Source organism: Cytobacillus oceanisediminis (genome assembly GCF_004366035.1).
GTDB classification, from domain to species: domain Bacteria; phylum Bacillota; class Bacilli; order Bacillales; family Cytobacillaceae; genus Cytobacillus; species Cytobacillus oceanisediminis_C.
This window is the reverse complement of sequence record NZ_SOEE01000007.1, coordinates 192,404-211,468: the sequence shown is the minus strand read 5'-3', so window position 1 is coordinate 211,468 and position 19,065 is coordinate 192,404. Positions and strand designations below refer to the sequence as shown.

Sequence of the window (19,065 nt, the reverse complement as noted above, 5' to 3'; positions counted from 1 at the left end):
GGATGGAGCAGCACGATGCTGCTTTAAACTCTTTCATGGAGGGGATTCGAATGGGTAAACGTAATAAATCAAAACGCTTCGTACAACAGGGTGTTGATACTGTTAGTAAGCATGATGAGCGTATCCCGTACCACATGACCTATGCAGAGGCGGAAGCCCAAAAATTAGCTAATGTGAAAGAATCATCCCTCGGAGGAATATAACGATGGGAAACAGATTATTTCAGGAAGCCAGAAAATATGTGGAAATAGCTAAAAATTCTGCAGGCGAAGAAACTGTTTTCCGCGCGAAAAATGCTTTAAGTTCCGCGTTTGCCAATTCCACGGTGGCTGAACAGGCACAGCTGCGGGAGATGCAGCAGGAGCTTGAACAATATTCGCAGAATCGCTAAAAAAAAGCTGGCAGCCTCGATGGCTGCCAGCTTCTTTTTTACCTCCTTTCCAGGATAACAGGAAAGGAATTAATAATATGTCCGTCTTCAAGGCTTTTTTCATATAAATGCAAAATCACTGATCCGTTTTCAGGCAGTTTATCAGCAGGAATGCTTACTTTTATATTAAGGTTCTCCCAGTCATTTGAAAGTGCTGAAACTCCCTTTTCAGGCAGCAGTTCATTATGGCCATCTTCAACTGTATACCATAGCTTTCCGCTTTTTGACCGCCCATCAAATGATATTGAATATAAGCCATTCTCTCCAGTAACCTTAACATTGCGAAAGGCAGGATTTTGTCCTGGGATATAGACAGTGGCTTCTGATTCCGCTTTGGTCTCCAGTTCTTTACCATTTAAGTTTGATGCCAAAAGCCTGGCTTTTACAATGTACTCCCCTTCCTTTACTCTTTTGCCATTGTGCCGATAATCCCACTGCTCTTTCCACACCTTGATTTCATCCGGTTTGACGCCAATAGACTGTATAGCTTGTAAAAACGCTTTACCTTCTGAAGAGGAATATACCATTTCGCCTTTTTGATTTAATATTTTTACCTCGTAAAATTGGGAAGTCCTAAACTCAAAGCTTAGCGGGTAATTGGCAGTATTCCTCAGAAGCAATTCTATCTCCATTGTTTCCGTTCCTGCTTGAGGCATTACTTTAAAATCAAATGGCATTTCCTTTTTAGAAGCTTCAAAACTTTGCAAAGGCATAGTGAAGATAATCAGAGCAGCAGCAGCCAATAGCCGAAGCATCCTTCATCCCTCCATTCATTTAATCCCTGCGGAAGAAACCATAAACACCAGCGGTTTGGACAATATTTGTAAAGGCACTCGGATCTACTTCTTTAATAATTCTTTCAAGGTCGAATAACTCATAACGGGTGATGACAATCATCATCATTTCCTTGTTTTCATTTGTAAAAGCCCCCTTTGCAGGAAAGGTTGTAATTCCCCTGACAAGATGGTCATGGATGGCTTTTTTCATTTCTTCCGATTTTTTCGTTATAATCAATGCTGTCAGTTTCTCATGTCTTGTATGAATGGCATCAATGACCCTGGTTGAGGCATAAAGGGTAACAAGAGTGTATAAAGCTTTTTCCCAGCCATACAAAAAGCCTGCTGTTATTATAATAATGGCGTTAAGAGTGAAAAAATATGTACCGACAGGCTTGTCTTTCATTCGGGATAATACCATCGCGATGATATCCATTCCTCCTGTGGAAGCCCCCCATTTAAGTGTTATCCCTACGCCAACAGCCGCAATGACACCTCCAAAAACTGCATTAAGCAAAATATCTTTTGATACATGAATTACCGGTATGATTTCCAAGAAAAAAGACATTAAGAATACGCTTAGAAAACTATAAATGGTAAAGGACCTTCCAACCTTCTTCCAGGCTAAAATGGTGACAGGAATATTTAGAATAAACAGCAGGATCCCTGTTGATCCAAAATCCCCCAGTATGCTTGATAAGAGCTGTGCCACACCTGTAAAACCGCTCGCATATACATTCGCAGGTATCAGAAAAAAATTCATCGCAATCGCGTTCAATATCGCGCCAATCAAAACAATAAATACTTTCTTAGTTTCTAACCAAACCATTTTTTACCCCCTGAATTTTCTTATTATTTTCTTTACCCAGTAAAATGAAACTTCAATCAGTGATGTATTTTTCCCCGCTGATTGTTAGATGAGGCCCACAGGACAAGTAAGGCTTAGTCAGCATAATCACCGCACGACCAAAAGCGACAGCTTTGAGGAAGCAGGTCACATAGACATTGACGCAGGATGTGGCGTTCTTAGTCAATGTTTTTCTTACTGGCCTTTACGGGCTGTTTGCCTCCCGCTTATTTCCCTTTGATTCCTCTAGTTCTAAAAGTGAGAGTCTTACTGCCCTTAAGACTGCGAAATGTGTGTCATATTCAACACAATTCATTGTTTTTTCTCCTTGATTTCTATAAACTTAATTCATATAGTTTGAAAGCAGGTGAAAGAAAATGTCAGTAAAAATTTTAGCTGACAGTGCGTGTGATCTGCCGCTAAGCTTCTATGAAGAAAATAGCGTCACACTTTTCCCATTAAAGGTTCAACTGAATGATACAGAATATGAAGATTTAGTCACCATAGAACCTAAGAGTGTTTATGATGCTATCCGTGAAGGCCAGGTGCCTAAAACATCTCAGGTATCCCCTCTCCATTTTGAGAAAACGTTCATGAAAATGGCAGAAAGAAATGAAGATGGCATTTATGTTTCTTTTTCCTCCGGACTTTCAGGTACATACCAGACCGCTGTAATGATTTTGGAGCAAGTAAAAGAGAAATACCCGGACTTTAAATTATCCATTATCGATTCCAAGGCGGCTTCATTGGGATATGGATTAATCGTGAAGTCAGCTGCTGCTAAAGCACAATCAGGCGCATCCAAAGAAGACATACAGAAAGATATCGATCTTCGCTGCCGGCAACTCGAGAGTTTATTTACTGTAAATGATCTCGAATACCTGGCAAAAGGCGGACGTGTTTCTAAAGCTTCCGCATTTTTAGGCGGACTTTTGAATATTAAACCTCTCCTAACTGTAGAAGATGGCAAACTTGTACCGATTGAGAAACTGCGCGGCAAGAAAAAGCTTCTTCGCCGCATTATTGAGCTAATGAAAGAAAATGGGACTTCGTTTGAGAATCAGACGGTCGGCATCAGCCATGCTGATGATGAAGACACAGCTTTTGAAATGCAAAAATTAATCCTGGAAGAGTTTAAACCCAAAGAAGTCTATATTACATCCATAGGCTCTGCAATAGGGTCCCATACGGGTCCAGGAACAATTGCAATTTTCTACCAAAAGCAAATATAAACCTTAAGTGAAGAATACATACTCCATTTCATTCTGACAGACAATATGATTGTACTTCAGTTATATTTCTGAAGGATAAACCTCTCAGTATGAAAGGAGTATTATTATTATGCCGCATACTTCCGATAATGATAAAAAAGCGAAAGACAATAATGCGCTTCTTCACGAAAAAAATATGATGCGCGAAAAAAACCGCAAAGCCGGGAAAAACCAATATTCCAAAAAGACAGACCATCTATAATAATAAAACGGGCAAGCATTGGCTTGTCCGTTTTTAGATTGTGAATTAGTCTTTTTTTATATATGTCCATCCTTCTTCCTGATAAATCTTGCCTTCCTTCATAAGCCTTCCCAAAGCCCTTTTAAATGAAGCTTTGCTTAGCTGAAAACGCTCCTGTATATCTTCTGGCGCGCTTTTATCGCCAAATGGCATCGCACCATTGCGGCTTTCAAGATAAGATAGGATTTTTTCGGAATCATCATCCAGTGCCTCATGTTTTCTGGGAGCAAGAGAAACATTCACTGTACCGTCCTCTTTCACATCAACAATTCGCCCCTCAACTTTTTCGCCAAGACGGGGCTCTCTTTTGCGCTGGGATTCATGGATAAAGCCTTTAAAGCCCTCAGCTGTATAAATCCAGCTCCCGACCTTTGCAGTCCTATATATATGTCCGTGAATATTCTTATTAAAATCACTTTTGGCTGCCTTTATTGAAATATCTGTAATGACAGGATCAGTAGCCATTTTCACATAAATCCTGTTATTCTTATTCACCCGAAGTGTAATGTATAACCTATCCCCTTCAATCGGCCAGACGGCTTCATGTACAGGCAAATCTTCCTCCCCGAGGAGCATGTCCTTCTGAATGCCGATGTTGATAAATACACCGATGCCGGGCTTTACATCACTTACATGCGCCCATCCATATGTACCCACCTGAACCTCCGGAATCACAGTTGTTGCTGCAATTCTTCCCTGCGAGTCCATATAAAGAAAAGCCTCGACTTCCTGTCCTTCTTCCAGTTTTTCATCCGTCTCGTTCTGATGAAGAAGAACATCTTCCTCTCCATCCGTCAAAAAATAGCCAAATGCCGCTTCCCTTGAAACAATCAGTTTAGCAGCACGGCCTAAATTCTCTTCTAAAGCCATCCCTTTTCCTCCTTCTTAGTTTCCAGTAAACAAATATTCATTATATTAAATCTTTCCCAATTAAGATCACATAACTCCTAAAGTTGTTTGAACTGCTATATTTTACTATAATAAGGACAAGAAGTGAAACTTAAAATGTTATCTCCAAGGAGGCTGTCATGTCTAAAGAAAGCTCATTTGATATTGTATCCAAAGTTGACTTTTCTGAAGTAACCAATGCCATTAATATTGCCATGAAGGAAATCTCCACCCGTTATGACTTTAAAGGCAGCAAAAGTGATATAAAGCTGGATAAGGAAGAGCTCGTGCTTTTATCTGATGATGAATTTAAAATGGAACAGCTCAAAGATGTTTTATTGAGTAAATTGATAAAAAGGGGCATACCTGTAAAAAATCTTGATTACAGCAAGTTAGAGGGGGCATCAGGCGGAACAGTACGCCAAAGGGCAAAGCTTGTTCAGGGAATTGATAAAGAAAATGCCAAGAAGATTAATACCCTTATTAAAAACAGCGGTTTAAAGGTGAAGAGCCAAGTTCAGGATGATCAGGTCCGTGTAACCGGCAAAAACCGCGATGACCTGCAGAAGATTATTGCTGCTGTAAAAGAGGCAGATTTGACTGTTGATGTTCAATTCGTAAATTATCGGTAATTTAAGCAAACGGAGATAATCCGTTTGCTTTTTTAGTTTTCAGGAAAACCAGCTTGCATTAAATGAATTTAATTTGCTGATCTTTTCCTAATATTAGTTAATTATTCAGGTTCTTTGCTGGCTTGGAGCATTTATTTGATAAGTTCACAAATTAAAGAACCAAATTTATTTTACAAATTTATACATTATTAATTCATCTGCATAAGACCCATTGCTTCTTTTAATATGTTTAATTTTGCGTCCTTCCTCCTGAAATCCAAATCGCTTGTACAGATGGATCGCTCTTTGGTTATACGCAAAGACTTCCAGGCATACTTTTTCCAGACCTGGCTCGTCTTGCGCCCACTTCAGAAATTGCTCCATCATTTTGCTTCCCAATCCCTGGTTACAATGCTTCTCCTGTATTGTGATCCCGAAATAACCCAGATGGTTTACCTTTTTGCTTTTTGAACGCCGAAAGGTCAGCATTCCAATCACTTCATTGTCAACTTCCGCTAATAAAATCAGATCCCCAGTTCTAATGCTCTGCTCAATCCACGCTTCTTCTTCTTCAATTGTTAAATTAAATTCATCCGCCCCGGTCATTAAAAAATCACTTTCTCCAAAAGCCTTCCGGCAATGCGCCAAAATGGCTTCTGCATCACTTTTGTCAGCTGATCGAATCTGCAATTCCTGTTCCCCCACTCTTTTTAAGTACATTATATAAGAGCAATGCAAATAATTTCCATGTTTTTTTAACATAATAAAATGGAATTAAAAGAGTATTAATGATTTGGAGGGATTTCGTAATGTCTAATACTCAAAGCAATCCAAAGGAATTTCCGCCTCAGCATCAGGATCATCAGCCCGGCACAGAGGCGCCAATGCAGCCTGAGCCCCAAACTGTTGATCCAAATTATAAAGGGTCCGATAAATTAAAAGGAAAAGTTGTTTTAATAACAGGCGGTGACAGCGGCATCGGAAAATCAGCCGCCATTTATTTTGCCAAGGAAGGAGCCAGCGTGGCGATTGTCTATCTGGAAGAACATGAAGACGCAGAAAAAACTAAAGAAGCTATTCAGGCGGAGGGACAGGACTGTCTGCTGATGTCCGGTGATCTCGGAAGCGAAACATTCTGTAAGGATGCAGTCAGGAAAACACTTGATCAATTTGGACAAATCGATGTACTGGTTAATAATGCAGCCGAGCAGCATCCTCAAAAAAGCCTGCTTGATATCACTGCTGAACAGCTTGAAAAAACATTCCGAACAAACATCTTTTCCTTCTTCTATCTAACAAAAGCAGTACTTCCTCATCTTAAAAAAGGGAGCTCAATTATCAATACTGCATCCATAACTGCATATGAAGGCAACGAGCAGTTAATCGATTATTCTTCAACAAAAGGAGCGATTGTCTCCTTTACACGCTCATTGGCCAAATCACTGGCTGGACAGGGAATCCGTGTAAATGGAGTTGCTCCTGGACCTATTTGGACACCTCTTATTCCATCTACATTCACCGCGGATAAGGTATCGAAATTTGGATCAAATACCCCAATAGGCAGAGCAGGACAGCCTTATGAATTAGCTCCGGCCTATGTCTATCTTGCCAGTGATGATTCATCTTATGTAAGCGGCCAGATGATCCATGTCAATGGAGGCACTATTGTAAACGGGTAGAGCGGAACTTTAATCAGAGGGGGTCAAATTAACCCCCTCTGATTGTTAATTGAACCAATCGGGCCTATACAGGCAGTTAATTCCCAATGATTCCTCTGCGTCTTGCAATGGGGGTCTTACTCACGTTAGACTGGGATAAACAAAAGGGAAGCCTGCACCAGGCTTCCCTTTTTATGATAGAATCTGTGGTTCTTCAGTTTTCGGGCTGCTGCATGAGCAGCGTTTTACAATTTTATGGGGAATAATAATTCGTTTTACAGGCTCCCGCGGGTTTTCAATTCTGTATATAAGGCTTCGGGCAGATTCAAATCCCAGATCGAATATATTGATATCAACAGAAGTTAGAGGAGGCCTGGACATTTCAGCCAGAAGCACATTATTAAAGCTGATGATAGATATATCTTCAGGAACTCTTATACCCATTTCATCCAGCGTATTCAGGACACCCAATGCCATTAAGTCGTCAGCAACCACAAGGGCGGTTGGAGGTTTTTTCAAGGAAATGAGTCCTCTGACAGCTTCCTGGCCTCCTTCTTTTAAGAATTCTTCATGAACAATATATTCATTTACCAGCTGAATGCCAGAATCCCTTAATGCTTTTTCATAGCCTAGAAGCCGTTCAACAGTAACGGTTAGATTCAAGTTTCCGCCGACAAACGCAATTTGCTCGTGGCCTAGCTTAATCAAGTATTCCGTTACTTCTTTGGCTGCACGGAAATTATTATTATCCACGTAAGTGATTTCTTCTTCGTCTGAAAAAGGCTTGCCTATAACAACAAATGGGAAATCCCTATCCTTTAGGAAGGCCAGAACTTTATCCTCCACTTTTGAATACAGCAATATCACTCCATCTACCCGGCCGCCCTGTACCATCTGGACAACACCTTCATAGATCTCATCATCTGTTTTCCCGGTTGTCATATGGAGGGCATAATGCCTTTCATGCGCTCCCTCGCTCAAGCCCCTAAGGACAGTTGGAAAGAAGGGGTTCTGAAATACTACATCCGTAGAACTGGGCATTATCAGCCCAATTGCGCGTGTTGATTGGCTAGCAAGGCTTCGCGCAATAAAATTCGGATGGTATCCTAATTGTTCCATTGCCTCCCTGACTTTTTGCTTGGTTTTCTCGCTGATGCGAGGATTGTTGGCAATTACCCTTGAAACAGTAGATGGCGCAACTTTTGCCATCTTTGCTACATCTTTAATTGTGACTGCCAATAGAATCACCCTCTCCGTGAGGTCTCTGTTATTAATATTATAATCAAAACAGGTTTGATTTTCTTTCCTTTTTTAAACAGTTAACAGGAATAGGAAGAAGGGGCGGCTCTAATGCCAAAATTACTCGGATTTCTTCTTTTTTGACCGCTTCCATAAAAGATAGATAAAAATCATAAAGGCTGAATAAACTGCTGCGAGAGCTGCAATCAGCGGAATATTCAATCCCGATTTTTCTGCCAGAACATATACTTCAGCCTCTTCACGGTCAATGATCATCTCATATTTTCCGTCTTTACCTCGGATGAGATCATCAGCAATCATGCCGCGAAGCTCTTTTCCTTCTTCTAATTGTGAGGAATCCAGCACAGCTTTCTGTGACTTTGTTGAATTATTGATCGCAATAACCGTTGTTTCATCTTCGTAAGTCCGTTTATAAACGGCAAAACCGTCCCTTTCCTCCAGCAGTTCCATGTCTCCCCTTGTTAAAGATGGCAGCGATTGCCTCACTTCCCCAAGTTTTGAGATATAATCAATCAGTTCTTTATCTGTTCGGAAATCCATTTGTCTGCGGTTGTCAGGGTCCTCTCCGCCATCCATAGCTATTTCGCTTCCATAATAGACAATCGGAATCCCAGGTGTGGTATACATGTATGTTAAGGCTAGTTTCCACCTTGGTCCCGGATGATGATTTTTTGTGATAGCATCACGGGTGAACCTGACAGTATCATGATTATCCATGAAGCTTCCCATTAGATAGGGATTTTCATAAAATGCCTTATTTCGGTCCCAGTTTGTAAAAAGCCAGCTTAACGACTTGTCAGGCTCTGCAAAGGCAGTTCTTAAATGATCATTTAAAGGATAATCAACAAAGCCGTCTATCCCTGTTTTTTCATATTCAGCAATATATTTTGGGTCATCCGACCAAACTTCCCCCAGCAAATAAAAGTCTTCTTTGACTGACTTTACATTTTTGGTGAATTCGGTCCAGAATGATTTTGGAACATGCTTTACAGTATCAAGACGATATCCATCAATATCCGTTTCTTCGATCCACCACTTTGCTGCATCAATTAAATAGTTTTGTACCTCAGGGTTTTCCTGCTTTAAATCAGGGAGACCATAAATCCAGCCATTTTCAATCTCCGCTTGATTGGTCCAGTTCATGACATCTTGTTTTTCATGGAACCAATCCTTTTTCCCGGGGTCATTAACCCATTCGTGATTGGAGCCCACATGGTTTACTACGAAGTCCAAAATCACTTTCATATCTCTTTTGTGGGCTTCCTGGACTAACTTCTTGAATTCATCCATTGTGCCAAAGTGCTCTTCCGTGTTATAAAAATCTTTAATCCAGTAACCGTGATAGCCCTTCTCTTCATTATCGAAAACGGGAGTCAGCCAAATTGCTGTAAAACCCATATCTTTAATATAATCCAGGCGTTCTGTAATCCCCTTAAAATCTCCGCCATGATATGCTTTTGAGTCCTGAACATCGACCTTAAAGTCATTATTTAGATCTCCATTGCTAAATCGGTCAACCATTAAGAAATAAAAAGTTTCATCTTGCCATTTACGCTCTTCTTTTTCAGCTGCTCCTGCCGGCAGGGCATAAAAAAGAAGAAACGGGATTAAGATGAAGGTTATGATTCCTTTTTTCATCGCCGCTCCTCCTTCATTTTTCAAGCCGCTGAGAGACTGCAATCCAGATCGCAGGCTGCAGCGGCCAGTAAAGTTTCAGCCCTTTAAGATTAGCCTTTTGTTCCCCCTGCCGTCAAACCAGATACAAAGTATTTTTGGAACATAAGGAACAGTGCAGCAATCGGAATGGCAATTAACACAGAGCCAGCAGCAAACTTTGTAAATTCATTTCCAAATTGCTTTGCAACCATTTCATACAATCCTACAGCCATTGTGAACTTTTCATCTGTTCTTAATAAAATTCTGGCAAGGATAAAATCTCCAAAAGGAGCAATGAATGAAAATAACGCAACTACCGCAACAATTGGCTTTGCGAGCGGCATAACAATTTGCCAGAAGACACGCAGATGGCTCGCACCATCCATTTTCGCAGATTCATCAAGTTCTTTTGGAATCGTATCGAGATAGCCCTTCATCAGCCAAGTATTCATTGGAATCTGCCCGCCGACATACACAAGGATCAATCCAAGATGTGTATCAATTAAACCTGTTCTTGTCGCTAATACAAATATGGCAATCAGTGCTGCAAAGTTGGGTATCATTTGCAGTATCAGGAAAGTTAATAACCCATTTTTTCTTCCGATAAAGCGGTAACGGGAAAATGAGTACGCAGTGAAGGATACTGTTATAACCGTTAAAATCATTGTCAATGTACTTATTTTCAAAGAATTCCAGTACCATTTAACATAATTGGACTTATCTGAATCAAAAAGATATTTGTAATGATCTAATGTGGGGTTTTCAGGAAACATTGTGGATCCCGACAAACTTTGGCCTGGATTTAAGGAAGAACCCACTACCCACAAAAGCGGATAAATCACAATAAAGCTCATAAAGGCAATAATTACATATGAAAAAGTCAGCCGGATTATTTTATTTTTCTTCATGCTCATAACTACATCAAATCCTCTTCTTGGAATGATTTTGTTCTTCTAAACTGCCATAGGGCTACCGTGATGACGATTAATGACAGAATCATGGTTACCGCTGCTGCTTTGCCATATTGGGCAGAAGTCATTGTCAGTTTATAAATCCAGGATATAAGAATATCCGAACCGCCGGCATTTTGGCCCGGAATGGCCGGTCCCCCGCCATTGAACAAGAAGATAACATTAAAGTTGTTGAAGTTGAATGTATACTGAGTAATGATAATGGGTGCCGTTGCAAAAAGAACCAGCGGCAGGGTGATTTTTGTGAATTTCTGCAGGATCGTTGCACCATCCACTGTTGCAGCTTCATAAAGCTCATCCGGAATGGACTGCAGAACACCTGTTGTCATGGCAAAAATGAACGGGAATCCAAGCCATGACTGAATGAAAATTAATGCTAAACGTGTCCAGTTTTCCTCTGTCATCCATGGAACGGGACCGATGCCTATTGCATCTAGAATCGTTTTATTAATCACACCAAATGTCTCATTGAACATCCCTGAGAAAATCAGGATTGATATAAAGGCAGGAACTGCCCAAGGGAGAATGAGGATTGTTCGAATAATCGCTTTCCCCTTAAGATCCTTCTGGTTAACGAGAATTGCGAGGAAAATACCCAGAGCTACCTGCAAAGTGGTAGCTACAAAAGTCCAGACTATTGTCCAGCCCATTACGCCAAAGAAGGTTTTTCTCCATAAATCCAGCTTGAAGATATCGATAAAATTCTGGATGCCAACCCAATCTACCAGTTTGGCAGGCGGAGAATGATATAGATCATAATTTGTAAATGCAAGAAGAACTACGAATAAGATTGGAAAAATAACTACGAAAACTAAGAGAAAAAATCCCGGAGATATCATTAAATAAGGGAAACCATTATCAAGGAGATTGTGGTACTGTTCTCTGACACTGTTTAATTTCAGCCCCAAGTCACGCTTTTTTCCATTATTATATGCGTCATAAATATTGAAAGCATATATGATAAGTCCCAATGCTGTTACAATCAGTGCGATAATTCCATCGATCAGGAGAAAAATCGAGTGATCCAGAACTGGAATTTCCCCCAGTGTAATAAGTCCCCAGAATCCCCAATTTAGTGTGTCATAGAATGCTGCAAAGAACGAAACCGTAAGAATTAAGAATATGGCACCTTTTACGAACTGTTTATTATAAAACTGTCCAAATCCAGGCAGGATGGATAATAGAGCAGCATTTCTTCCATGATTGGATGTCATTTTTTTTGTGTCCATATGGCTGTGGCCTCCCCTTTCTTTATAGGAGAAAGTATTTTCTATCATTATAATTCATTTCCAAAATAATAGCGGCTGTTTTTTGTGCAAACGGTTGCTTTAAAGAGGAACAGGAAAGCGGCTTCTGCCGCTTCTATTTAAAGATACGAATGTATTAAATATGAAGTTAGATAACTTCCTAGCTCCTGGCGCCATGGGGTCTAAGCCGAAGCGGGCGCCTTCCGCTTTTTTTGTCATTATATAAAAATGAGGGGCAATACCTCCTGGGAGGTACCGCCCTTTGTCTGTCAAGATTTACTTGGCAGGGTGATTTGTTTCGATATTTGTCTTAATCGTTTTTACTGCATCGTCAAGTGCTGCCTTTGGCTCCGCTTTTCCTGTTGCAATTGTTTGAAGTGCAGAGGCCATTGGTCCCCAAACTTCAGCCATTTCAGGAATGTTTGGCATTGGAACAGCATATTGAGATTGCTCTGCAACTGCTTTTGCAGCTTCATTGTCTGCAATTACAGGATCTTCAATAAGAGATTTTACAGGAGGGATTTCCTGAGTTGCTTCGAAACGGATTTTTGAGTTTTCTTCATTTGTAATATGCTCAACGAATTTTGTTGCCCAATAAGGATTTTTAGTGAATGCCGTTACATGCCAGCCTTTAACACCCATGAATGTTTTAACAGGCTCTCCGTTAGGAAGCTTTGGCATAACAGAAACTCCAACATCAATTCCTGCATCCTTCATGCCTTGAAGTGCCCATGGACCATTCATAACAGAAGCAGCTTTTCCTTCATTGAATAGGCCATCCATTGCTGCTCCGCCGCTTTCCCCGATGATTCCTTTAGGGAATAAGCCTTCACTGTACCACTTTTGAATGAACTCAGCACCTTCAATAGCGCCTTCGTTGTTTAAACCTACATCTTCACGGTCTAATGCACCGTCATTTTCCTTGAAAACATATCCGCCCATGCCAGCAATAGGTCCGTGCGCGAAATAGAAGTTATCGAATAGAGCCAGGAATCCGTACTGTCCGCCAGTCGTCAATTCTTTAGCTTGAGTATAAAGCTCATCCATTGTTTCAGGAGCTTTTTCCATTAATGCTTTATTATAGATGAAAACTGGTGTTTCAGTTGCTTTAGGAAGACCATATAGCTTTCCATCAAACATCTGAGCAGTGATGGATGATTCTGTGAAAGTATCAAGAACGCTGTCTTCTACCTGGATTTCCTGAAGAAGACCTTCAGTTACAACCTGGCCAATTTGGTCATGAGGAAGTGTAACAACGTCAGGTGCATTACCTGCAGGTCCATCAAGCCTTAATTGATCACGGATCTTATCTGCCATGCCCAACTCTTTAAACTCAACTTTAATTCCATACTCTTTTTCAAAAGACTCAATGGCAGGCTTTAAAGCAATGCCTTTATCTGTGTCTTCCCAAACTACTAATTTTTCCGGTTTTGGCTCTTCAGCCTGGTTTTCGCCTGTGCCGTTATCTTTATCTGTTTTTTCCGGCTGTGCCTCACGCTGAGGACCGCAAGCTGCCAGCATTCCGATCACTAATACCAGCATCATAAAGAAAGATAGTGACTTTTTCATGATATTGCCCCCTTTAATATCTGTTGAGAAATACAAAAAGTACAACCGTTTGCACAAAAGTGTAAACGCCTTATTCTATTTCTAAAAAATTGAGCGTTCACTTAAACTATTAACCAATGAAACCGCTTAATGAAAACGATTGCACAATTTCTAATTTTTATTATACAAGGTTTTTGGGCTTTTACAACTACTTTTTTCTAAATATTTTTAAGCGAAAATTAATTTTAAAAGATTGATGCTCATTTCTCTTCTATATTTTCATTTCTTTTATATGATATAATGCAAGCGATTGCACTTTTGAAAGGGGAATTTCAATGGAAAAGGCAGCTATCATACATTATCCTGCTGATCATTATGTTTATCCTACCAGCAAGAAAACCTTACATATTAGACTGCAAACAAAGAAAGATGATGTTTCTGAAGTCACTTTAATACACGGTGACCAATATCTTTGGGCAGATGGAAAATGGCAGTATGAAAAAACGGATATGAAGAAATCCGGATCTGATGGCATTCATGATTATTGGCATGTATATATGGACCCGCCATATAGAAGATCCAGATATGGCTTCCAATTAAAATCTGGTGAAGAAGAATTAATTTTGACTGAAAAAGGTTTTTACGAGGAGACTCCTTCTGATTCAGGTTATTATTTCAACTTTCCCTATCTTCATCCTGAAGAGGTATTTAAAGCTCCTTCCTGGGTGAAGGATACAGTCTGGTATCAGATTTTCCCAGAAAGATTTGCTAACGGGAATCGCGGCAATGACCCCAAAGGAGTTCTTCCCTGGGGCAGTGAACAGCCTTCTAAGGATAACTTTTTTGGCGGTGATTTTGAAGGTGTCATTGAACATCTGAGTTATCTTCAGGAGCTTGGCATTACCGGCATCTATTTCACGCCTGTTTTTAAGGCATTTTCCAACCATAAATATGATACAATAGATTATCTGGAAATTGACCCCCAGTTCGGTTCAAAGGATACATTAAAAAGACTGGTTGAAGAATGCCATAAGCGGAATATTAGAGTGATGCTCGATGCAGTTTTCAACCATAGCGGATACTATTTTCCACCTTTTCAGGATGTGCTTGAGAAGGGAGAAAAATCACAATATAAGGATTGGTTCCATCCGCATAGTTTCCCGCTTAAAGGCGGGGAGTACCCTAATTATGAGACCTTTGCTTTTGTTGAACAGATGCCAAAGCTGAATACAAATAATCCCGAGGTAAAGAATTATTTGCTCAAAGTGGCCAGCTACTGGATTGAAGAATTTGATATCGACGGCTGGCGGCTTGATGTGGCCAATGAAGTCGACCATCAGTTCTGGCGTGAATTTAGACAGACTGTTAAACGAATTAAACCAGATCTCTATATTTTAGGGGAAATCTGGCACAATTCTATGCCTTGGCTGCGCGGAGACCAGTTCGATGCTGTCATGAATTATCCTTTTACCACGAACTTGCTTAATTTAATTGCAAAAAAATCCATTACCGGGACTGAATTTGCCAATAATATGACCGCTGAAATCCACAGCTATCCGTCTAATGTCTACGAAGCTGCATTCAACTTGGTCGGAAGCCATGATACACCCAGGATTTTAACGGAATGTGAAGAGGATAAAGGCAGGGTAAAACTTATTTATACACTTTTATTTACCTTTATGGGTTCACCATGTATATATTATGGGGATGAAATAGGGCTCAGCGGTGAAATGGATCCCGGCTGCAGAAAATGCATGGAATGGGATGAGGAAAAACAGGATCGTGATTTGCATTCTCATATTCAAAGGCTTATTAAGCTGCGGAAAGAAGAAAAGCTGCTGGCAAATGAAGGCCATTTTGAATTTATCCAAACAGATTCTAATATAGTTGCCTACCGCAAATACGATGATTTTAAAACAATCATTGTGCTCGCCAATCCTGAGGATGAAAGTGTGGAAGTTACTTTACCTTATCCGCTTAAGGGCGTAAAGATTACGAATATGCTTACAGACGAAGAATTTGCAGCAGAAGCGGAGAACCTTAAAGTTCAGCTTGATGGATTTGGGTTTGAAATTCTGTCCTTCTCCTCCATCTTCAATAAATAGGAAACCTGATTGAAATAAGGAAAGTTCTTAAGGGCAATACCTTAAGGCTTTTCTTTTTTCGTTTTTAATTGTCACCGGCCCCTCCTATTTACATGAATCTTATTACAAACAGGGAGATTAACCATGACTAAGAACCAGAAAAACTTAACATTATTTGCATTAACCTGGCCGATCTTTATAGAAATATTGCTTCACATGCTTATGGGGAATGCTGACACGCTTATGCTCTCGCAATATTCGGATGAATCCGTGGCTGCAGTTGGTGTGTCAAATCAGATCCTTTCGCTCGTGATCGTCATGTTTGGATTTGTTGCAACTGGGACGTCCATCCTTATTGCTCAAAATTTAGGCGCAAAAAATAAGAAGACAGCTTCTGAAATTTCAATTGTCTCCTTAGGGGCAAACCTTGTATTTGGGATCATCTTAAGCATCCTTCTATTCGTATCAGGCAAACCGCTGCTCCGGACGATGGATTTGCCGGAGGAACTTTTAAGCCAGGCAAACGCCTACTTGGTCATCGTTGGCGGCTTTTCTTTTGTCCAGGCATTAATTATGACAATTGGAGCCATCATCAGAAGTTATGGGTTTACCAGAGATGTTATGTACATTACCATCGGGATGAACATCTTAAATGTTATAGGCAATTACTTATTCATTTTTGGCCCATTCGGTTTCCCTGTACTGGGTGTAGAAGGAGTGGCGATATCCACTGTCATCAGCAGATTGATCGGATTTGCTGCTGCAGTCGCTGTCCTGCTTAGAAGAACAGAAAAAGCGCTTCCGTTCCGCTTACTTTTCCGCTTTCCAAAGAAACATATCAAAAATCTTTTAAGAATCGGTATCCCTTCAGCAGGTGAACATTTATCCTATAATGGGTCACAGATGGTCATTACCATTTTCATCGCTGCTCTGGGTACGGAGGCTCTGACTGCAAAAGTTTATGCACAGAATATTATGATGTTCATTTTCCTTTTCAGTGTCGCCATCAGCCAGGGCACTCAAATCTTGATAGGCCATATGGTAGGTGGAAAGGATTACGAGGCAGCCTATAAAAGGTGCATGAAAAGTCTGCGCCTTGCCATCATGATTTCGTTCGGAACAGCCGTTATTTTCTCCTTGTTCTCAGAAGAATTGATGGGCATATTCACTTCTAATCCAGACATCATAAAGGTTGGCAGTATTCTCATTCTTCTGACTATACTTCTGGAGCCCGGCAGGTCGTTTAATTTGGTCGTCATTAACTCCCTCCGTGCAGCCGGAGATGTAAAATTCCCCGTTTATATGGGGATCCTGTCCATGTGGGGCGTAAGCGTCACCCTTTCCTATGTCCTTGGAATTCATTTTGGACTGGGACTTGCCGGCATTTGGATCGCTTTTATAGCCGATGAATGGCTTAGAGGATTGCTCATGTTATGGCGCTGGAGATCCAGAGTCTGGGTTAACAAGTCGTTTGTGTCTTCAAAAGCAGTCTAAATAAGAAAAGCAGAAGCTCCTCCCTCGCTGAGGAATGCAGAACGCCGCGTCCTCCCAAAAGCTACAAGCTTTCGGTCGTGCGATGTATCGCTGCCGCAGCTTTCCTTGTCGCAGAGTCTGCATGGCTCCCATAATGAAAGCGGCAGTTAGACTGCCGCTGTTTTTTCATTCAGCAATATTTATATTATAGTCTTTAAACCAAATATGAATCTGTGCAAGGTGAGCTAATAGCTGAGGCCCAGTCATGAGCTGCCCAAACCATGGTTCCTTGAAAGAGTCACCGCCCGATTCAATAATATTCTTCAGCTGGCTGTAATCAAAGAATTCATACAGAGCGGATGACCGGTCTTCCAGGTATCCAGTTAGCATCTTTTGGACTGCACCCGTATATTCCGGATTATGCGTTTTGGGGTACGGACTTTTCTTTCTGTATAATACCTCCTTCGGCAGTATGCCTTCGAGTGCTTTGCGCAGAATTCCTTTTTCGCGGTTCCCATGCATTTTGATCTCCCACGGAATATTCCATACATATTCCACCAATCGATGATCGGCAAAAGGCACCCGGACTTCAAGACTCGCCCCCATACTCATTCTGTCTTTACGGTCTAACAGGGTCGTCATAAAATAAATCATATTAATATAAAAAAGTTCTCTCCTGCTCGCGTCTTCCCTGCTCTCCCCATCTAAGGCAGGTGTTTCAGAGATTGCCTGAAGGTATTTTTCCATGGCATAGTCATGGATATTTAATTTCTTCCTCCAATCTTGTTTCAATAGCCCCTGTCTGGCTTCGAGCGACCTCATCCATGGGAAGCCCTTACGCTTTAAGTCTTCCTCTCTGTGGAACCATGGATAGCCGCCAAATATTTCATCCGCGCATTCACCTGATAAGCTTACAACAAAATCCTTTTTTATTTCCCTGCAAAACCATAGCAGGGAGGAATCGACATCAGCCATGCCCGGAAGATCCCTTACATGCACTGATTCGATTAAATTCTCTGCCAGCTGCTGCTGAGTGATTATACAGCTGTTATGTCTCGTATTAAAGGACTGGGACATCTTTTGGATAAATGCTCCATCCGAATTGGGCTGAAACTCATTTGCCTTGAAAAACTCCTCATTTCCCTCATAATCTATCGAATAAGTATTCAACTGGCCCTTTCCATCTCTTTCGTAAGCTTTTGCCGCAATAGCTGTAATCGCACTCGAATCCACACCGCCGGAAAGAAACGTGCATAACGGAACATCCGAGACCAGCTGCCTTGTTACAGCATCCGTAAATAATTCTCTCACTCGTTCAGCAGTTTCCTCTATATTATCCTCATGATGCGCACTTTTCACATTCCAATAACGCCAAACCTTCAGTCCATTTTTCGAAAAGGTCAGCGCATGTGCAGGCCTTAATTCATCAATACCTCTGAAAACTCCTGCCCCTGGAGATCTTGATGGCCCCAGTCCAAAAACTTCTGCCAGACCTTCCCTGCCGATTTCAGCTTTAACATCAGGATGGGCCAAAATAGCTTTCAATTCAGATCCGAATATAATGCCCTGCTTCGTTTCTCTATAAAATAAAGGTTTTACCCCTAAACGGTCCCTGCCTATAAATAATTGTTCTTTCTTTTCATCCCATACAGCGAAGGCATAGATGCCATTCAAAAATTGAAGGCAATTTTCTCCCCATTCTATATAAGAAGTCAGCAAAACCTCAGTGTCAGAATGGCCATCAAACGAATATCCTTTTATAAGGAGTTCTTTACGGAGATCCTCCGTATTATAAAGCTCTCCATTATAGCAAATAGTATAGCGGTTTTGATGTTTTTCCCTAGTCATTGGCTGTTTTCCGCCTGCTGGGTCTACAACAATTAACCTTTTATGGCCGAATCCAGCATGCACATCTGTCCATATGTTTGTTTCATCTGGACCCCGCTTTGCCAGCGTATCCACCATTTTGCCAATTGCTGCCGTTTCTTTTCTCAAATCCTTTTGGAAATCAATCCAGCCGGTAATTCCACACACTTTACATCATCCTCTCAAAGCGGAATCGCATGGGCACATTTTTCATGATGCTATTGTATGCACAGCCTAG

At 40.9% G+C, this 19,065-nt stretch carries 18 protein-coding genes; 8 read left to right on the top strand and 10 right to left on the bottom strand.

Going from position 1 to position 19,065, the window contains the following annotated elements:
• Positions 1 to 50: 50 nt before the first annotated feature.
• Together DFO72_RS29580 and DFO72_RS18625 are read left to right on the top strand one after the other, a co-directional pair.
• Positions 51 to 203, top strand: a complete 153-nt coding sequence (locus tag DFO72_RS29580; protein ID WP_009331255.1) for a hypothetical protein — start codon at positions 51 to 53, stop codon at positions 201 to 203.
• Positions 204 to 205: 2 nt separating this feature from the next.
• On the top strand, positions 206 to 391 hold the full coding sequence (locus DFO72_RS18625; RefSeq protein ID WP_113883371.1) for a DUF3813 domain-containing protein: 186 nt from the start codon (positions 206 to 208) through the stop codon (positions 389 to 391).
• 38 nt (positions 392 to 429) lie between these two features.
• Here DFO72_RS18625 and DFO72_RS18620 read toward each other — a convergent pair whose 3' ends face one another.
• Positions 430 to 1,185, bottom strand: a complete 756-nt coding sequence (locus tag DFO72_RS18620) for a BsuPI-related putative proteinase inhibitor (RefSeq protein ID WP_113883372.1) — start codon at positions 1,183 to 1,185, stop codon at positions 430 to 432.
• A 19-nt stretch (positions 1,186 to 1,204) separates the two neighbouring features.
• Positions 1,205 to 2,035: a YitT family protein gene (locus DFO72_RS18615; RefSeq protein ID WP_113883373.1), complete on the bottom strand. Its 831-nt coding sequence runs from the start codon at positions 2,033 to 2,035 to the stop codon at positions 1,205 to 1,207.
• 395 nt (positions 2,036 to 2,430) lie between these two features.
• Here DFO72_RS18615 and DFO72_RS18610 point away from each other — a divergent pair, with 395 nt between their 5' ends.
• Positions 2,431 to 3,285: a DegV family protein gene (locus DFO72_RS18610; protein ID WP_113883374.1), complete on the top strand. Its 855-nt coding sequence runs from the start codon at positions 2,431 to 2,433 to the stop codon at positions 3,283 to 3,285.
• A 109-nt stretch (positions 3,286 to 3,394) separates the two neighbouring features.
• Positions 3,395 to 3,526: a DUF3941 domain-containing protein gene (locus DFO72_RS18605; RefSeq protein ID WP_009331260.1), complete on the top strand. Its 132-nt coding sequence runs from the start codon at positions 3,395 to 3,397 to the stop codon at positions 3,524 to 3,526.
• 45 nt (positions 3,527 to 3,571) lie between these two features.
• On the opposite strand, the gene DFO72_RS18600 is transcribed toward DFO72_RS18605, so the two are convergent.
• Positions 3,572 to 4,435 (bottom strand): CvfB family protein, encoded by an 864-nt coding sequence (locus tag DFO72_RS18600; protein ID WP_113883375.1) that lies wholly within the window; start codon positions 4,433 to 4,435, stop codon positions 3,572 to 3,574.
• A 158-nt stretch (positions 4,436 to 4,593) separates the two neighbouring features.
• On the opposite strand from DFO72_RS18600, the gene DFO72_RS18595 reads away from it, so the two are divergent.
• Complete coding sequence (locus DFO72_RS18595; RefSeq protein WP_113883376.1) at positions 4,594 to 5,085, top strand: YajQ family cyclic di-GMP-binding protein; 492 nt, start codon at positions 4,594 to 4,596, stop codon at positions 5,083 to 5,085.
• Between the two features lie 165 nt (positions 5,086 to 5,250).
• Here DFO72_RS18595 and DFO72_RS18590 read toward each other — a convergent pair whose 3' ends face one another.
• Positions 5,251 to 5,754 (bottom strand): GNAT family N-acetyltransferase, encoded by a 504-nt coding sequence (locus tag DFO72_RS18590; protein ID WP_113883377.1) that lies wholly within the window; start codon positions 5,752 to 5,754, stop codon positions 5,251 to 5,253.
• 119 nt (positions 5,755 to 5,873) lie between these two features.
• Here DFO72_RS18590 and DFO72_RS18585 point away from each other — a divergent pair, with 119 nt between their 5' ends.
• A complete protein-coding gene (locus tag DFO72_RS18585) occupies positions 5,874 to 6,743 on the top strand; it encodes an SDR family oxidoreductase (RefSeq protein ID WP_113883378.1) in 870 nt (289 codons plus the stop codon).
• Between the two features lie 171 nt (positions 6,744 to 6,914).
• Here DFO72_RS18585 and DFO72_RS18580 read toward each other — a convergent pair whose 3' ends face one another.
• The 5 genes from DFO72_RS18580 to DFO72_RS18560 form a co-directional block, all read right to left on the bottom strand.
• Entirely contained in the window at positions 6,915 to 7,961 is a 1,047-nt protein-coding gene (locus tag DFO72_RS18580; RefSeq protein WP_113883379.1) for a LacI family DNA-binding transcriptional regulator, read from the bottom strand.
• Positions 7,962 to 8,081: 120 nt separating this feature from the next.
• The gene (locus DFO72_RS18575; protein WP_113883380.1) at positions 8,082 to 9,620 is read right to left on the bottom strand and encodes an alpha-amylase family glycosyl hydrolase; all 1,539 of its coding nucleotides are present in this window, start codon (positions 9,618 to 9,620) and stop codon (positions 8,082 to 8,084) included.
• Positions 9,621 to 9,709: 89 nt separating this feature from the next.
• Entirely contained in the window at positions 9,710 to 10,552 is an 843-nt protein-coding gene (locus DFO72_RS18570; protein WP_113883381.1) for a sugar ABC transporter permease, read from the bottom strand.
• Between the two features lie 2 nt (positions 10,553 to 10,554).
• Positions 10,555 to 11,838 (bottom strand): carbohydrate ABC transporter permease, encoded by a 1,284-nt coding sequence (locus DFO72_RS18565; RefSeq protein WP_113883382.1) that lies wholly within the window; start codon positions 11,836 to 11,838, stop codon positions 10,555 to 10,557.
• 294 nt (positions 11,839 to 12,132) lie between these two features.
• Complete coding sequence (locus tag DFO72_RS18560; protein WP_113883383.1) at positions 12,133 to 13,425, bottom strand: extracellular solute-binding protein; 1,293 nt, start codon at positions 13,423 to 13,425, stop codon at positions 12,133 to 12,135.
• A gap of 314 nt (positions 13,426 to 13,739) precedes the next feature.
• Here DFO72_RS18560 and DFO72_RS18555 point away from each other — a divergent pair, with 314 nt between their 5' ends.
• Both DFO72_RS18555 and DFO72_RS18550 read left to right on the top strand, forming a co-directional pair.
• Positions 13,740 to 15,509 (top strand): alpha-glycosidase, encoded by a 1,770-nt coding sequence (locus tag DFO72_RS18555; protein WP_113883384.1) that lies wholly within the window; start codon positions 13,740 to 13,742, stop codon positions 15,507 to 15,509.
• Positions 15,510 to 15,632: 123 nt separating this feature from the next.
• Positions 15,633 to 16,982: an MATE family efflux transporter gene (locus tag DFO72_RS18550; RefSeq protein ID WP_113883385.1), complete on the top strand. Its 1,350-nt coding sequence runs from the start codon at positions 15,633 to 15,635 to the stop codon at positions 16,980 to 16,982.
• A 165-nt stretch (positions 16,983 to 17,147) separates the two neighbouring features.
• On the opposite strand, the gene asnB is transcribed toward DFO72_RS18550, so the two are convergent.
• Positions 17,148 to 18,995 carry an asparagine synthase (glutamine-hydrolyzing) gene (gene asnB, locus DFO72_RS18545; protein WP_113883386.1) on the bottom strand — a complete coding sequence of 616 codons (1,848 nt, stop codon included), beginning with the start codon at positions 18,993 to 18,995 and terminating at the stop codon, positions 17,148 to 17,150.
• Positions 18,996 to 19,065 lie beyond the last annotated feature (70 nt).

Coding starts and splice junctions, on each gene's coding strand:
- DFO72_RS29580 (WP_009331255.1), top strand. CDS start 51: ATGGGTAAACGTAATAAATCAAAACGCTTCGTACAACAGGGTGTTGAT.
- DFO72_RS18625 (WP_113883371.1), top strand. CDS start 206: ATGGGAAACAGATTATTTCAGGAAGCCAGAAAATATGTGGAAATAGCT.
- DFO72_RS18620 (WP_113883372.1), bottom strand. CDS start 1,185: ATGCTTCGGCTATTGGCTGCTGCTGCTCTGATTATCTTCACTATGCCT.
- DFO72_RS18615 (WP_113883373.1), bottom strand. CDS start 2,035: ATGGTTTGGTTAGAAACTAAGAAAGTATTTATTGTTTTGATTGGCGCG.
- DFO72_RS18610 (WP_113883374.1), top strand. CDS start 2,431: ATGTCAGTAAAAATTTTAGCTGACAGTGCGTGTGATCTGCCGCTAAGC.
- DFO72_RS18605 (WP_009331260.1), top strand. CDS start 3,395: ATGCCGCATACTTCCGATAATGATAAAAAAGCGAAAGACAATAATGCG.
- DFO72_RS18600 (WP_113883375.1), bottom strand. CDS start 4,435: ATGGCTTTAGAAGAGAATTTAGGCCGTGCTGCTAAACTGATTGTTTCA.
- DFO72_RS18595 (WP_113883376.1), top strand. CDS start 4,594: ATGTCTAAAGAAAGCTCATTTGATATTGTATCCAAAGTTGACTTTTCT.
- DFO72_RS18585 (WP_113883378.1), top strand. CDS start 5,874: ATGTCTAATACTCAAAGCAATCCAAAGGAATTTCCGCCTCAGCATCAG.
- DFO72_RS18575 (WP_113883380.1), bottom strand. CDS start 9,620: ATGAAAAAAGGAATCATAACCTTCATCTTAATCCCGTTTCTTCTTTTT.
- DFO72_RS18570 (WP_113883381.1), bottom strand. CDS start 10,552: ATGAGCATGAAGAAAAATAAAATAATCCGGCTGACTTTTTCATATGTA.
- DFO72_RS18565 (WP_113883382.1), bottom strand. CDS start 11,838: ATGGACACAAAAAAAATGACATCCAATCATGGAAGAAATGCTGCTCTA.
- DFO72_RS18560 (WP_113883383.1), bottom strand. CDS start 13,425: ATGAAAAAGTCACTATCTTTCTTTATGATGCTGGTATTAGTGATCGGA.
- DFO72_RS18555 (WP_113883384.1), top strand. CDS start 13,740: ATGGAAAAGGCAGCTATCATACATTATCCTGCTGATCATTATGTTTAT.
- DFO72_RS18550 (WP_113883385.1), top strand. CDS start 15,633: ATGACTAAGAACCAGAAAAACTTAACATTATTTGCATTAACCTGGCCG.